This window comes from Labrys sp. WJW, assembly GCF_001676615.1.
Taxonomy (GTDB): Bacteria; Pseudomonadota; Alphaproteobacteria; order Rhizobiales; family Labraceae; genus Labrys; species Labrys sedimenti.
On record NZ_LYXZ01000022.1, the window covers coordinates 1 to 14,275 of the forward strand.

14 protein-coding genes are annotated in these 14,275 nt (G+C 65.4%); 10 read left to right on the forward strand and 4 right to left on the reverse strand.

Annotated elements, in window-relative coordinates; all coding sequences use genetic code 11:
• Window positions 1-146 precede the first annotated feature (146 nt).
• The 10 genes from BA190_RS15310 (at window position 147) to BA190_RS15355 (ending at window position 11,379) form a co-directional block, all read left to right on the forward strand.
• Window positions 147-1,763 carry a serine hydrolase gene (locus tag BA190_RS15310; protein ID WP_156771528.1) on the forward strand — a complete coding sequence of 539 codons (1,617 nt, stop codon included), beginning with the start codon at window positions 147-149 and terminating at the stop codon, window positions 1,761-1,763.
• 115 nt (window positions 1,764-1,878) lie between these two features.
• A complete protein-coding gene (locus BA190_RS15315; RefSeq protein WP_068288898.1) occupies window positions 1,879-3,420 on the forward strand; it encodes an ABC transporter substrate-binding protein in 1,542 nt (513 codons plus the stop codon).
• A 160-nt stretch (window positions 3,421-3,580) separates the two neighbouring features.
• The gene (locus BA190_RS15320) at window positions 3,581-4,522 is read left to right on the forward strand and encodes an ABC transporter permease (RefSeq protein ID WP_068288901.1); all 942 of its coding nucleotides are present in this window, start codon (window positions 3,581-3,583) and stop codon (window positions 4,520-4,522) included.
• The gene (locus BA190_RS15325) at window positions 4,522-5,385 is read left to right on the forward strand and encodes an ABC transporter permease (protein ID WP_068288905.1); all 864 of its coding nucleotides are present in this window, start codon (window positions 4,522-4,524) and stop codon (window positions 5,383-5,385) included. The genes BA190_RS15320 and BA190_RS15325 overlap by 1 nt, the downstream gene beginning before the upstream one ends.
• 3 nt (window positions 5,386-5,388) lie before the next feature.
• Window positions 5,389-6,615, forward strand: coding sequence for an amidohydrolase/deacetylase family metallohydrolase (locus tag BA190_RS15330; RefSeq protein ID WP_068288910.1), 1,227 nt, complete (start codon window positions 5,389-5,391; stop codon window positions 6,613-6,615).
• Window positions 6,612-7,631, forward strand: coding sequence for an ABC transporter ATP-binding protein (locus BA190_RS15335; protein WP_068288913.1), 1,020 nt, complete (start codon window positions 6,612-6,614; stop codon window positions 7,629-7,631). Before BA190_RS15330 ends, BA190_RS15335 begins: the two co-directional genes overlap by 4 nt.
• The gene (locus BA190_RS15340; protein WP_068288916.1) at window positions 7,628-8,620 is read left to right on the forward strand and encodes an ABC transporter ATP-binding protein; all 993 of its coding nucleotides are present in this window, start codon (window positions 7,628-7,630) and stop codon (window positions 8,618-8,620) included. The genes BA190_RS15335 and BA190_RS15340 overlap by 4 nt, the downstream gene beginning before the upstream one ends.
• Window positions 8,621-8,654: 34 nt before the next feature.
• Window positions 8,655-9,146, forward strand: coding sequence for a RidA family protein (locus BA190_RS15345; protein ID WP_068288917.1), 492 nt, complete (start codon window positions 8,655-8,657; stop codon window positions 9,144-9,146).
• A 153-nt stretch (window positions 9,147-9,299) separates the two neighbouring features.
• Window positions 9,300-10,499: an aminotransferase class V-fold PLP-dependent enzyme gene (locus BA190_RS15350; RefSeq protein WP_068288920.1), complete on the forward strand. Its 1,200-nt coding sequence runs from the start codon at window positions 9,300-9,302 to the stop codon at window positions 10,497-10,499.
• A 64-nt stretch (window positions 10,500-10,563) separates the two neighbouring features.
• Window positions 10,564-11,379 (forward strand): IclR family transcriptional regulator, encoded by an 816-nt coding sequence (locus tag BA190_RS15355; RefSeq protein WP_068288924.1) that lies wholly within the window; start codon window positions 10,564-10,566, stop codon window positions 11,377-11,379.
• 13 nt (window positions 11,380-11,392) lie between these two features.
• On the opposite strand, the gene BA190_RS15360 is transcribed toward BA190_RS15355, so the two are convergent.
• From BA190_RS15360 to BA190_RS15375, 4 genes are all read right to left on the reverse strand, one after another.
• On the reverse strand, window positions 11,393-11,698 hold the full coding sequence (locus BA190_RS15360) for a hypothetical protein (RefSeq protein WP_068288927.1): 306 nt from the start codon (window positions 11,696-11,698) through the stop codon (window positions 11,393-11,395).
• 330 nt (window positions 11,699-12,028) lie between these two features.
• Entirely contained in the window at window positions 12,029-12,916 is an 888-nt protein-coding gene (gene yghX, locus BA190_RS15365; RefSeq protein WP_068288929.1) for a YghX family hydrolase, read from the reverse strand.
• A 279-nt stretch (window positions 12,917-13,195) separates the two neighbouring features.
• Complete coding sequence (locus BA190_RS15370; RefSeq protein WP_156771529.1) at window positions 13,196-13,465, reverse strand: hypothetical protein; 270 nt, start codon at window positions 13,463-13,465, stop codon at window positions 13,196-13,198.
• 152 nt (window positions 13,466-13,617) lie between these two features.
• Window positions 13,618-14,244 (reverse strand): hypothetical protein, encoded by a 627-nt coding sequence (locus tag BA190_RS15375; protein WP_245314740.1) that lies wholly within the window; start codon window positions 14,242-14,244, stop codon window positions 13,618-13,620.
• Window positions 14,245-14,275: the final 31 nt, after the last annotated feature.

Here is a 14,275-nt window from a genome sequence, read left to right on the forward strand (position 1 = left end):
GTCCACTCCACTCGGAGTGGACTGGGGTAAGGGTGAGGGGCTGCACGACCCGGCAGAAAGAGGCAGTAGCCGCTGCCGTGCAAGTCGACGCCTGGAATGACAATGTTTTCAATGCCCAAAGCCATTTTGTCCGAAAGTCGCATGCCATGACCTTCCTTGCCCCCGCCGCCGTCGCCGAGATCGATGCCCTCTTCACACCCTGGGCCAATGAAACCTCGCCCGGCTTCATGGTCGCGGTCACGCTTGGGGATGACGTCGTCTACCAGCGCTGCGCCGGCATGGCCGACCTCGCCCACGGTATCGCGCTGTCGCCGAGATCGGTGGTGCGCATCGCCTCCCAGAGCAAGCAGTTCACCGTGCTGCTGGCCCTGATGATGGAAGCGGAAGGTAAGCTCTCGCTGGACGACGATGTGCGCGAGCATTGCCCCTGGCTGCCGGCCTATGACCAGCCGATCACGCTCAGGCAGCTGGCCGCCAACACCAGCGGCCTGCGCGATATCCTCGACACCATGATCCTGGCCGGCATTCCGATCCTGGCTCCCTCCTCCCGCGCCGCCGCACGCGCCATCGTCGCCCGCCAGAAGAGCCTCAACTTCCCGCCCGATACGGACCTGCTCTACTCCAACTCCAATTTCCTGCTGCTGTCGGAAATCCTCGAACAGGTCTCGGGCTTGTCGTTCAACGATCTCCTGCGCGAGCGCATCACCGGCCCGCTCGGCATGCACGACACCAGGCTGATGGTGCGCGACGACGAGATCTATCCACGCCTCGCCACCCATCATCGCCGCGGCCCGGACGGCGCCTGGCTCAAGGCCGCCTGGGGCATCGCCATCGGCGGTGAGGGCGGGCTGGTGTCGAGCCTCGAGGACATGCTGGCCTGGCAGGCCAATCTCGCCCGGCCGAAGGTCGGCGACGCCGCGATGATCGCCCGCATGGAAGCACCCGGCGCCGTGATCAACGGCATCGCCTCCCCCTATGGCCTCGGCCTCGTCACCAGCCTTCACCGCGGGCTTCGCTGCATCGGGCATAGCGGCTGGATCGCCGGTTCGCGCTCGGAATCGATCCGCATTCCCGAGCGCGACCTCGGCATCGTCCTCCTCGCCAACCACGACGAGTTCTCGCCCTATGCCCTCACCCGGCGCATCGCCGACATCGTCCTCGGCCTAGAGGCCGGGCCGCCCCTGTCTCCCGCGGCGATCGCAACGCTCACCGAGTGCGCGGGCACCTATCGCGAAGACGGCACCAGCGCCCTTATCCGCATCGACAGCGGGGGCGGCACGCCGAGCCTGGTCACCAGCATGGGGACGACCGAGGTCGAGGAGGTGGCGCAAGGCCGCTTCCGCCCCCGCACGGGGCTGGCACCCTATGATCTCCTGGTTCAGGCCGACGGCAGCATCGAGACCGAGAAATTCGGCCGCCGCCGCCGGTTCAGGCCGGTCGAAGCGGCCATATCGGAGCAGGACCTCCTGCCGGTGGGGTGCTATCGTGACGGGTCGAGCGGGCTGGAGGCCCGTTTTTACCGGGGCGCCGACGGTCCGGGCATGCGTTTGCTTTCGCCTTTCGGAACACTCGAGCTCCGTTTAGAGCCCTGCGAACGCGACATGTTCCTCGCCCATCCGGCCAGCCGCAGCACACATGATGCCTGGCGGGCGGCGCCCTGGGAACTGCCCTGGCTCTTCAGCGTGCGCTGCCTGCCGGGCGCCATCGTCCTCAACTCCGATCGCAGTTCAGACATCGTGCTTCACCGCCTGGGCGACATCTGACCGGCCTCTGCGGAGGGCCCTGCGGCGAACCGACTTGACCAAACGCGACATCGAAGGCATAGTGATACATAAATAAGTTATAGATTACATAATAATGTAACTAAGGGGACGCAATATGGGACACTTGGCCCGACTGACTGCCCTGCTTGCACTGACATTGCTTCCGGCCGTCGGACCGGCATGGGCTGATGCCACCAAGGGCGGCGTCATCGATGTCGCCACCGTCGGCGAACCGCCCACGCTCGACCCGATGGCCTCGACCGCCGACCTCGTCGGCATCGTCTCCCAACACATCTTCGAAACGCTGTTCACCTTCGACAAGGATTGGAGCGTCACCCCGCTGCTCGCCGCCGAAATGCCGAAGATCTCGGCCGACGGGCTGACCTACACCATCCCCTTGCGCACCGGCATCAAGTTCCATGACGGCTCGGTGATGACCTCCGCCGATGTCGTCGCCTCGCTGCAGCGGTGGACGAAGATCGCCACGCGCGGCAAGCAGACGGCCGAGATGATTGCCGCCATCGACGCGACCGACGATCATACCGTCAAGATCACGCTCAAGAAGCCCTATGCTCCGCTGCTGGCCCTGCTCGCCTTCAACAATGCCGCGGCGATCGTCATCCCGGCCAAGAACGCCGGGCAGGATCCCCTGACCAGCTTCATCGGCACCGGCCCCTACAAGCTCAAGGAGCGCAAGCCGGACCAGTTCATCCAGCTCGCCCGCTTCGACGACTATGCCTCGCGCCAGGGCGAGCCCGACGGCTATGGCGGCGCACGCAAGCAATATCTCGACGAAATCCGCTTCGTGCCGGTGCCCGATCCCAATACCCGCGTCGAGGGTGCCGCCGCCGGCCAGTTCGCCTATGTCGACTCCCTGCCCGTCGAAGCCTTCGACAAGATTTCCAAGGGCAAGACTGCCCCGGTCCTGCTGAAGCCCTTTGGCTGGCCGGTCCTGTTCATGAACAACAAGGAGGGCCTCGCCTCCGACATCCGCATCCGCAAGGCGATCCAGGCGGCGCTTTCCCCGCAGGACATGATGCTGGCTGCCTTCGGCTCGGAGGAATTCTTCTCGGTGGACGGCGCCCTCTACCCCAAGGATTACAAGTGGCATACCGAGGAAGGAACGCAGCCCTACAAGCCGGAGGGGGACGTCGAGGCAGCCACTGCCTTGCTGAAGGAAGCTGGCTATGACGGCTCCAAGCCGCTGCGCATCCTGACCAGCCGCCAATATGAGTTCCACTACAAGCTGGCGCAGGTCGCCGCGGAATATCTCAAGGCGGCCGGCTTCAAGGTGCAGCTCGACGTGGTGGAATGGGCGACGCTGACCAAGAACCGCACCGACCCGAAACTGTGGGACATCTACATCACCCACAGCCCCTTCCTGCCCGAGCCGTCGCTGACCGGCTTCATGTCGGACACCTCGCCCGGCTGGTGGGTCTCGGACAAGAAGCATGAGGCACTGGGCGCCTTCAATGCCGAGTCCGATCCTGCCAAGCGGCTGGCCCTCTGGCCGGCCGTCCAGAAGGCCTTCTACGACGAGGCTCCGGCCTACAAGGTCGGCAATTTCAACGCCCTCGCCGCCCAGGCCCCCAATCTGAAGGGCGTCACGCCGGCCCCCTGGCCCTATTTCTGGAACGCCTATCTGGAAGGAAAGTGATCCTGGAGCGCGGACTTCTCAGCGACATGCAAGCATGTCGCGATGTCCGCTCTTCGGAAACGTGACCTATCTTGAGAGGAAGAGCGGACAGGATGTCCGCGATCCCGCTCACGTCGCCTCGTCACGCTCTTCCGGCCTCGAACAACGCAAGGCTCCATCGATGCTGCGCACGATTCTCCACCGCCTCCTCGGCATGATCATCGTGATGGCCCTCGTCGTGACGATCGTGTTCATCATCGTCCGGGTCACGCCGGGCGATCCGGCCGCCATGATGCTCGGACCCGACGCGTCCGAGGCAGACATCGCTGCCTTGCGCACCAAGCTCGGCCTGGACGGCCCGATCATCACCCAGTTCGCCTATTACGTCCTCGGCCTCGTGCAGGGTGATTTCGGCCAGTCGATCTTCCTCAACCAGCCGGTGACGCAGGCACTCGCCGCCCGCGCCGAGCCGACCTTCTTCCTCACGCTGTTCTCGCTGCTGATCGCCGCCGTCATCGCCCTGCCCGTCGGTATCCTCTCGGCCTATTGGCGCGGCTCGCTGTTCGACCAAGCCGCCACGACCCTCGCCATGTTCGCTGCCAGCGTGCCGAGCTTCTGGCTCGGCCTCGTGCTGATGCAGATCTTCGCGGTGAAGCTCGGCTGGTTCGACACCTCCGGCTATGGCGGTCCCGGCGCTTCCTTCGGCGAGCGCCTCAATCATCTTGTCCTGCCGGCGGTGGCATTAGGCGTGGTCTCGTCCGCCCTGATCACCCGCTTCACCAGGGCTTCCATGCTCGACGTGCTCTCGGACGACTATGTCCGCACCGCCCGCTCCAAGGGCATGAGCGAATGGCGCGTGGTGATCCGACATGCCTTCAAGAATGCGCTGATCCCGATCCTCACCGTCATCGGCCTGACTGCGGCGCTGCTGATTTCCGGCGCTGTGGTGACCGAGACCGTGTTCGGCGTGCCGGGCATCGGCAATCTCGTGGTCTCCGCGGTGCTCCGGCGCGACTACCCCGTGATCCAGGGCGCGCTCCTGGTGATCGCCGGGCTCTACGTCCTCGTCAATTTCTGCATCGACATGCTCTATCTGCTCATCGATCCGAGGGTGCGCTACTGATGGCTGCCATCTCCTCCTCCCACCTGGCAGCGCCTGGCCTGCTGTCGCGCCTGATCCGGCGGCCGACCTCGTTCATCGGGCTTGCCATTCTCGCCATCATCGCCCTGGCCGCGATCCTCGCGCCGCTGATCGCACCCTATTCGCCGACCAAGCTCTCCGTCGCCAACCGCCTGAAGGGGCCGAGCCTCGCCCATCTGTTCGGCACCGACGACCTGGGGCGCGACATCTTCACCCGCATGCTCTATGCGGCGGAGACCTCCCTGTCCGTCGGCCTCGCCGTGGTGGTGCTGGCCTCGCTGATCGGCATCGCGCTCGGCCTCACCGCGGGCTTCTTCCGCGAGGCCGATACGCCGCTGTCGCGCGTGATCGACGCGATGATGGCCTTTCCCGACATCCTCCTGGCAATCGCGCTGGTCGCCGCTCTCGGCGCCTCGGCCATCAACGTCATCATCGCACTCGGCATCGTCTATGCCCCGCGCCTGGCCCGCGTGGTGCGCGCCTCCACTTTGGTCATCCGGGAACTACCTTATGTCGAGGCGGCCCGTGCGCTGGGCGTGCCGACCTGGAAGATCCTGCTGCGCCATGTCCTGCGCAACGTCACCTCGCCCCTGTTGGTGCAGGGCACCTTCATCTTCGCCAATGCCATCCTCGCCGAAGCGGGCCTGTCCTTCCTCGGCGTCGGCATTTCGCCCGACACGCCGACCTGGGGCACCATGATCAGCGTCGGGCGCCAGTTCATGGACAAGGCGGGCTGGCTCATGTGGTTCCCAGGGGCCGCCATCGTCATCACCGTGCTGTCGCTGCAACTGGTCGGCGACGGCCTGCGCGATCTCCTCGATCCGCGCCTGGCAAAGGATATCTGAGCCATGATCGGCAACCGCTTCCCCCAGGCCGACCGGCCGCTGCTCATCAAGGGAGCCAGGACGATCGGCTTCACCGCCGCCCCGGCCGGCACGCCCCTCGACATCCTGGTCGACCGCGAAGGCCGCATCGTCGAGGTCGCTGCCTCGATCGCGGCCGGCGATGATATCAGCGTCCTCGATGCCGGCGGGCGCTTCCTCTCGCCGGGCTGGACCGACCTTCATGTCCATGTCTGGTATGGCGGCACCGACATCTCGCTCCGGCCCGAGCAATGCGGCGCCGCGCGGGGCGTCACCACCATGGTCGATGCCGGCTCGGCCGGGGAGGCCAATTTCCACGGCCTGCGCGAATTCATCATCGAGCCGGCACGGGAGAACGTCTACGCCTTCCTCAATCTCGGCTCGATCGGCCTGGTCGCCTGCAACCGTGTCAGCGAGCTGATGGACATCCGCTCCATCGATTTCGAGCGGATCATCGCCACGGTGGAGAAGAATCGCGACGTCATCGTCGGCCTGAAGGTGCGCGCCAGCCATGTCATCACTGGCGGCTGGGACCTCACGCCGGTCAAGCTCGCCAAGAAGCTCGGCCGCATCCTCAAGCTGCCGCTGATGGTGCATGTCGGCGAGCCGCCGCCGCTCTATGACGACGTCCTCGGCCTGCTGACCGAAGGCGACATCGTCACCCATTGCTTCAACGGCAAGGCCGGCAGCTCGATCCTGGAGGACGAGGACCTCTACCGCCTCGCCGAGGACGCGGCGGCGCGCGGCATCGTGCTCGATGTCGGCCATGGCGGTGCTTCTTTTTCCTTCGATGTCGCCACGGCGGCCCTGGCGCGAGGCCTGCCGCCCGCCACCATCTCCACCGACCTGCACAACCGCTCGCTCGACGGGTCGGTGTGGGACATGGCGACGACCATGTCGAAGCTGCTCTCGCTCGGCATGAAGCTGGAAGAGGTGGTCGCCGCGGTGACCACGACCCCACGCCGGGCCATCGGCCTTGAGGCGGACGGGCTGCTGGACAAGGGCCGGCCCTCCGAGTTCACTTTGTTCGAGGTCGCCGACGCCGATCTCACGGTGAAGGACTCGCAGGGAGCGGTCAGCCGGCTCACCCGGGTGTTCGAACCGCGCCAGGCCATCCTGGGCGCCGAGGTGATTGCCGCCGAGCGCTATGTTCCGGCACAGGCGCCAACGACCGGCAAACACGCCTGCCCTCATTGCGGGTGGCAGTCATGACAGCTCCGCTCGCGGCCGATACCATTCTCTCCGTCCAGGACCTGCGCACCTGGTTCGTCAACAAGCGCTTCACCGCCAAGGCGGTGGATGGCGTGACCTTCGACCTCAAGCGCGGCGAGACACTCGCCGTGGTGGGCGAGTCCGGTTCGGGCAAATCCGTCACCAGCCTGTCGATCATGGGGCTGCTTTCCAGGCCCGGCATCATCGCCGGCGGCAAGATCCTGTTCCGCGACCGGGCCGGCGGCGTGCACGACCTCGCCGCCTTCGAGCCCCGCCAGTTCCGCCGCATGCGCGGCCGGGAGATCGCCATGATCTTCCAGGAGCCGATGACCAGCCTCAACCCGCTCTACACGGTGGGCGACCAGATCGGCGAGATGATCGCCCTGCACGAGCCGGTCAACCGCCAGGAAGCTCGTCGCCGGGCGCTTGCCATGCTCAAGCATGTCGAGATTCCCGACGCCGCGTCCAGGCTCGATGACTACCCCCACCAGATGTCGGGCGGCATGCGCCAGCGCGTAATGATCGCCATGGCGCTCTCCTGCAACCCGTCCCTGCTGATCGCCGACGAGCCAACCACCGCCCTCGACGTGACGATCCAGGCCCAGATCCTCGACCTGCTGCGCCGTCTCCAGGCGGAACTCGGCATGTCCATCCTGTTCATCACCCATAATCTCGGCGTGGTCGCCGAGATCGCCCACAATGTGGTGGTGATGTATGGCGGCCGGGTGGTCGAGCAGGCGCCCGTCATCGATCTGTTCGCCCATCAGCGCCACCCCTATACCAGGGGCCTGCTCGCCTGCACCCCGGACGCGGCACGCGACATCGATGCCAGCGGCGAGCGCCGGGCGCTCCATTCCATTCCCGGCAATGTGCCGCCGATCACCGCTTTGCCCCCCGGCTGCGCCTTCGGACCGCGCTGTTCCCTGGCGATCGAGACCTGCCGCGCCACCGTCCCCGAACTGGTCGCGACGGGAGCGGCCAGCTTCTCGCGTTGCATCCGGAGCGCCGAGCTATGACGACAGCCCCCTCCCCCCAGGCTGCGGCCGACACGCCGCTCCTCAGCGTGCAGAACCTCACCAAGCATTTCCCGGCCCGAAACGGGCGCATCGTGCATGCCGTCGAGGATGTCAGCTTCGACGTCCGTCGCGGCGCCACGGTGGGCCTGGTCGGTGAATCCGGCTCCGGCAAGACCACCGCCGGCCGCTCGGTGCTGCGCCTGGTCGAGCCGACCTCCGGCAAGGCCATCTTCGACGGAGTGGACCTGTTCGGCCTCAGCAACCGGGAGATGCTGGCCTATCGCCGCCGGCTGCAGATCGTCTTCCAGGATCCCTTCTCCAGCCTCAATCCGCGCATGCGCATCTCGGCCATCATCGGCGAGGCGCTCGACACCTGCGGCTATCCGCGCGGCAAGGCCCGCGCCGAGCGTGTGGCCGAACTGCTGACCCTCGTCGGCCTGTCGCCCGACTATGCCACGCGCTTTCCGCATGAATTCTCCGGCGGCCAGCGCCAGCGCATCGGCATCGCCAGGGCCATCGCGGTCGAACCCGAATTCATCGTCGCCGACGAGCCCGTCTCGGCCCTCGACGTCTCGGTGCAGGCCCAGGTCCTCAATCTGCTCGGCGATCTCAAGAAGAAGCTGAGCCTGACCATGCTGTTCATCGCCCACGACCTCTCCGTCGTCGAATATCTGTGCGACGAGGTGGTGGTGATGTATCTCGGCCGCGTGATGGAGCGGGGCCCGAGCCGGCAAGTCTATGCCGCTCCGCGCCACCCCTATACCAAGGCCCTGCTCGCGACTGCGCCGGTGCCCGACCCCACCCGCCGGCGCACCCGCGTGCCGCTGCAGGGCGATATTCCCAGCCCCATCGCACCGCCATCGGGCTGCGTATTCCGTACCCGCTGCCCCTCCGCCGCGCCGGCCTGCTCAACCACCATCCCGCCGGTCGAGCCTATCGGCGGCGGACACCACGTCGCCTGCATCCGCCAAGCCGAGCTCTTCGCATGACGGCCGCGCTATTCGCATTATTGGAGTGTTTTCAATGACCATTTCCGGGACGGTTCCACGCCCGCACGCCTCGCCCTATGAGCGGCTGGCAGCCCTCGGAATCAAGCTTCCCGCCGCGCCCGCGCCCATCGCCAATTTCGTCACCCATGTGCAGGAGGGCAAGTTGCTTTTCCTGTCCGGCCAGGGTCCGAACCATGCCGACGGCCGCTCGCACACCGGCAAGGTCGGTGCCGAAGTCTCGGTCGAGGAAGCCTATCAGCATGCCCGCCTGACCGGCATCAACCTGATCGCCGTGATGCAGGACGCGCTCGGCGATCTCTCCAGGGTGCGGCGGGTGGTCAAGCTCTTCGGCATGGTCAATGCCGTGCCCGATTTCGCCCAGCATCCGGCCGTGATCAACGGCTGCTCGGACCTGTTCATCGAGGTCTTCGGCGACGGCGGCGTCCATGCCCGCTCGGCGGTCGGCCAGGGTTCTCTGCCCGGCCAGATCACCGTCGAGATCGAAGCCATCGTAGCGATCGACTGAAAGGAATTTCGAGCAACCAATATGCCTGTCATCCCCGGCCGAGCTACTCGCGAGCGCAGCGAGAGCAGGTGGCGCCGGGGATGACAGCCCAAACGAACCATCCCGATCCAAGCTTTCTCAAGCCCTTCCCCTCGCCTTTCGGAGCGCAATTCCATGCCCGCCAACGATATCCGCAGCCGCCTCGGCCTGAGGCCCGTCATCAACGTATCCGGGACCATGACCTCGCTCGGTGCCTCCATCGTGGTGCCGCCTGCCGTTGAAGCGGTCTCGGCGATCCTGAGCGAGTTCGTCGAACTCGGCGACCTCCATCGCAAGGCGAGCGCGGTGATCGCCAACCTCACCGGCGCGGAGGCGGGCTTCATCACGGCCTCCTGCTCGGCCGCGATCAGCCTCGCCGTTGCCGCCGCCATGACCGGCAACGATCTTGCCGCCATCGAACGCCTGCCCGATACCACAGGCCTGAAGAACGAGGTGATCATCCAGTCCGGCCACATGGTCAGCTACGGCGCGCCCGTCGAGCAGGCGATCCGCCTCACCGGCGCCAAGGTCGTGCCGATCGGCCAGGCCACCAGCGCCTCGGCCTACCATCTGGCCGGCGCCATCACCGATCGCACGGCCGCTGCCGTCTATGTGGTCTCCCACCACGTCGTCGATTATGCGCAGATCCCGCTCAAGGTCTTCGCCAAGGTCGCCCATGAGCGTGGCATTCCCGTCATCGTCGACGCCGCCTCCGAATATGATCTCCAGGGCTTCCTGGCCGATGGCGCCGACCTCGTCCTCTATTCCGGCCACAAATTCCTGGGCGGCCCAACCTCCGGCATCGTGGCCGGCCCCAAGGAACTGGTGCGCAATGTCTATCTGCAGAACCGGGGCATCGGCCGCGGCATGAAGGTGGGCAAGGAAGGCATCGTCGGCACACTGGCCGCCCTGCAGGCCTGGAAGACGCGCGATCATGACGGCATCCGTGCCCGTGAGCGCAAGGCCCTCGATTGCTGGGTGGCGGCTCTCGACGGCAAGCAGGGCGTGAAGGCGGTGGTCGTCCCCGACCCGACCAGCAATCCGCTCGACCGGCTCCAGGTCTTCATCGACCCGCAGGAGGCCCGCATCACCGCCTGGGACCTTGCCGACCGTCTCGCCGCCGGCGACCGCCCGGTGATCGTGCGCGATCACGAGGTCGAGCACGGCTATTTCTTCCTCGATCCCTGCAACCTGCACCCGGATGAGGAAGATATCGTGGCGGCCCGCCTCGCCGAGGAACTCGAGCAGGCCCGCAAGTCCAACCTGCCGATCGCCACCCCCTTCGAGGATCGCCTGCTGGCGAAGGAGGCCGCCATTCTGCAATGGCCGGACTGAGCCCTGCTTGTTCATTGCCGCGACCGCGGCATAGAATGATGCATGATGGAAAGCTTCGAATCCCATGTCCACGACAGCCCTCGAGCGTGACGACGCCAACGAAGGCGGTGCCACCCGGCGCCGCTCGCGCACCAGCGGCATCGACCGCGCCCTGCAGATTCTCGACTATCTGCAGAAGGTCGAGCGTCCCGCCACCGCCTATGAGATCGCGCGCGACATCGGCGCCCCCCTGTCGACGATCTATGTCATCGTCGACGACCTGGTGGAGAAGGAGATGCTCGACCGTCAGGATGGCGGCCTGCTCTGGCTCGGGCCCCGCCTCTATCATTATGGCCTGACCTATGCGCGCACGCTCGACCTTCTCAACGTGGCGGAGCAGGAGATGCACGAACTCGCCCAGAGTTCGGGCGAGACCATCCAGATCTGCGGACGGGACGGCGATCACATGGTCGTGCTGGCCATGGAAGAGGGCAAGGACCATTTCCAGGTGACCTCGCGCGTCGGTACGCGCAGCCCGCTGAACTGGACGGCATCCGGCCGCATATTGGTCGGCCATCTGCCGGAAGCGGAGCGGCGCGAGATCTTCGCGCGCTCGGCGGTCGCCTCGCCGACGGGGCGGGCCGAGACGGACAAGAATGTGCTGGCGCAGATAGCGGCCGAGGCGCTGGAGCAGGGCCTATCCATCCAGGCCGGCGATTCCGACTTCGCGGTCGCCTGCATCGCCGCCCCGATCCGCGACAACCAGGGCGCCTGCCGCGCCACGATCTCGATCGTGGTGCCGGACAGGAAGCTCGAGCAGAAGGACCCTGACCTGATCGCCCTGGTCAAGGCCAGCGCCCGGCGCATCGAGAGCCGGCTGGGGTGGCAAGGTCGGCGCTGAGTGGAATCTGCCGCTACGCCGCTCGGTTTCTCGACGCGATCAGCAGTTCCGCCTCGAGCAAGGCAAACTCGACCATGAGATCGCTAACCGAGAGTTCCGGGTGCTTGTCCATGAATTGCCGGGCCCGCAACTGCATGGCCTCCCTGCCGAGGATCATTGCGGCTTCCAGGGACGAAATCGAGGCGCTGTCGTCCTTGGCGCCGGCAAGCTCCTCGACATCACCGTTGGCGACGTGCTCCTGCCATTGAGCCTCGGTCATCTGTCCGGAAAGATAGCAGGTCCGCAGCAATTCTGGGTCCGGCTTTGGCGGATTCCGCATCGTAAAACGCCCAATATCCTACACTATCCTGGTGCCTGCCTCTCGGGCAGGACGGCGGCCAAAACATCGATGCCAGACCCGGCACCCAACATATTCCGTCGTATATAGGTCGCACCTGTTCAAATCGTAAGACAACCACCCTTTCGCGGAATTTTTATTCCGTAGCAAAAAAAATGTGGAATGTCAGATTAACTTGCCAGCCACGCCGCAGCAGCCGTCAGCGCCCGGATGAGGCCGTCCCGCCACCACAGGCAGCCGGCGCCTCCTGCACTTTGGCAGGAGGCGGAGAAGACACAGCGACACGTCGAAAACCGGATCGAACCGAACGCCTCAGGCCAGATAGCGCCGGAACCAGGCAATCGTCCGGTCCCAGGCGAACTTGGCCGCCGCCTCGTCGTAGCGCGGGGTTGAATCGTTGTGGAAGCCGTGGTTCACGCCCGGATAGATATGGGCCTCAAAGGTCTTGCCGCCAGCCTTGAGCGCAGCCTCATAAGCCGGCCAGCCTTCGTTGATGCGGGTATCCAGTTCCGCATAATGGATCAGTAGCGGCGCCTTGATGCGAGCCACGTCCTCGGCCTTGGGCTGGCGCCCATAGAAGGGCACGGCAGCCGCAAGCTCGGGATAGGCCACGGCCGTGGCATTGGCGACGCCGCCGCCATAGCAAAAGCCGGTCATGCCGACCTTGCCCGTGCCGGATTTGTGCTTCATCAGGAACTCGGTCGCCGCGAAGAAATCGTTCATCAGCTTTTCGGGATCGACCTTGGCCTGCAGGTCCCGGCCCTTGTCGTCATTGCCCGGATAACCGCCGACCGAACTCAAACCGTCGGGGGCGAGGGCAACAAACCCCGCCTTGGCGACCCGCCGCGCCACATCCTCGATATAGGGGTTGAGGCCCCTGTTCTCGTGGACGACAACCACACCGGGGACAGGACCGGCCGCCTTGGCCGGCCGCACGAAATAGCTGCGCACCTCGCCATTCCCCTTGGGCGAGGAAAAAGTGATGTATTCGGCCACGATGGCCGGATCGGTGAACTGCACCTGCTGCGCATAGGCATAGTTCGGGCTCAGCGAAGCGAGAATGGCCGTTGCCGTCAGGCCGCCCACGGCAAACTTGCCGGCACGATCGAGGAACTCGCGCTTGGAGATCTTGCCATGCGCATAGAAGTCGTAGAGTTCGAGGAGTTCCTGCGGAAAATCCCTGGCCGTCATGCGGGTCATCGCGCGTCCCTCCCCTGTCAACCCGGCAGCAGCCTATAGGATCTTCGGGCGAGCGGTCTTCACAATGGCGAGATGGGTGGAGAGTGCTGGCACCGGCCCCCGAGGGCATGGACATCATCCAAAGCGCGTCGCACCCTTCCTGGATCAAGCTGAAATCAACATCCTTGCCGCCAATAAGAGCGAAGGAGTAGCCGATCGAGGCCTCACTCCGGCCGAGGGACGAGGCGCAGAACTTTGCCTCGTTGAAAGGAAACGGGCGCCACGACAGCGCCCGCCACGTCATGGCGTGACATATTCGGCGGCATTGCTGAGATGCATCATGCATCCATCAGGATCATTGTCCTGCAGCAATGCCACGGCCGTGTCCAATTCCTCCAGGGCCGCTTCCTGCCGCAGCGGATCCCGAATCGAATCCACGCTGTTTTTCATCTGCTTGAGTTGGGATTCATTGCACTGGCTGGCGCGTGTCCACACGGCGTTGGGCGCGGCCATCGCACCTGTTGCCAGACCCAATGTGAGAGCCGCCGCGACACAGACTGACTTGATCACTGGCCTTCTCCTTTGAAGTGGGTGAAGTGCCCCAGGCCCCAGGGTACCCTTCCAAACCTCCTTCAAAAGGCTCTGTTCCCGTTATCCCGGCCGGCGCTTCCCCCTCATATCGCGCTACATGCTCATCTCGATCGGCTTACGGACCATCTTTCTCACAAGCGCTGCTGGATGCGCCGGGCGATGTCGAACAGTCGGCGTTCCAGCAAGACAGGCGTCTCGCAGACATAGGTCAAAGAGCGGCCGCGCTCCTCGAAGATGCGCTTGTCCCATTTGAGCTGGGTCTCGAGATCGTCGGTTTCCTTGCTGCCCGTCGCGCTGGGAGAATCCTTGGCGGCGCCGATCTTGTCGCTCTCGTCCCGGATGCGGTCGGCGAGCTTGTTCTGGCCGCGGGCATAGCGGCCGATGCCGCCCAGGATCTTGTCGCGCTCCTCGTTGACCAGTTCGAGCACACCGGCGAACAGGCGCGTCAGGCGAGCATCCTTCTCCGCCCCCGCCTGTTGCACGAAACCGTCGAGCAGGCCGTCGACCTCCTCGATCGGCGTCCGGCGCGAGGCGAGCTTCTGGGCCATCGCCGCCGTGTCGAAATCCTTGGTCCAATCACCCGCTGCCGCGATGTCCGGCCCGCTCCAGACCACGCCGGCACTGAGCGTGCCGACCTTGCGCTGGATGCAGGGCCAGTCCGGATCGGGCTGGGCCTGCTGGGCCTGCACCACGTGAACCCAATCCACACCTCCCGCCAGCATCACCATGAGGATGGCCGGCCGAAGGGTCCGAACCATGGACCTGCCAGATATCGGGGGCCTGCCAAAT

Coding starts and splice junctions, on each gene's coding strand:
- BA190_RS15340 (WP_068288916.1), top strand. CDS start 7,628: ATGACGACAGCCCCCTCCCCCCAGGCTGCGGCCGACACGCCGCTCCTC.
- BA190_RS15320 (WP_068288901.1), top strand. CDS start 3,581: ATGCTGCGCACGATTCTCCACCGCCTCCTCGGCATGATCATCGTGATG.
- BA190_RS15310 (WP_156771528.1), top strand. CDS start 147: ATGACCTTCCTTGCCCCCGCCGCCGTCGCCGAGATCGATGCCCTCTTC.
- BA190_RS15345 (WP_068288917.1), top strand. CDS start 8,655: ATGACCATTTCCGGGACGGTTCCACGCCCGCACGCCTCGCCCTATGAG.
- BA190_RS15375 (WP_245314740.1), bottom strand. CDS start 14,244: ATGGTTCGGACCCTTCGGCCGGCCATCCTCATGGTGATGCTGGCGGGA.
- BA190_RS15360 (WP_068288927.1), bottom strand. CDS start 11,698: ATGCGGAATCCGCCAAAGCCGGACCCAGAATTGCTGCGGACCTGCTAT.
- BA190_RS15350 (WP_068288920.1), top strand. CDS start 9,300: ATGCCCGCCAACGATATCCGCAGCCGCCTCGGCCTGAGGCCCGTCATC.
- BA190_RS15330 (WP_068288910.1), top strand. CDS start 5,389: ATGATCGGCAACCGCTTCCCCCAGGCCGACCGGCCGCTGCTCATCAAG.
- BA190_RS15355 (WP_068288924.1), top strand. CDS start 10,564: ATGTCCACGACAGCCCTCGAGCGTGACGACGCCAACGAAGGCGGTGCC.
- BA190_RS15335 (WP_068288913.1), top strand. CDS start 6,612: ATGACAGCTCCGCTCGCGGCCGATACCATTCTCTCCGTCCAGGACCTG.
- BA190_RS15315 (WP_068288898.1), top strand. CDS start 1,879: ATGGGACACTTGGCCCGACTGACTGCCCTGCTTGCACTGACATTGCTT.
- BA190_RS15325 (WP_068288905.1), top strand. CDS start 4,522: ATGGCTGCCATCTCCTCCTCCCACCTGGCAGCGCCTGGCCTGCTGTCG.
- yghX (WP_068288929.1), bottom strand. CDS start 12,916: ATGACCCGCATGACGGCCAGGGATTTTCCGCAGGAACTCCTCGAACTC.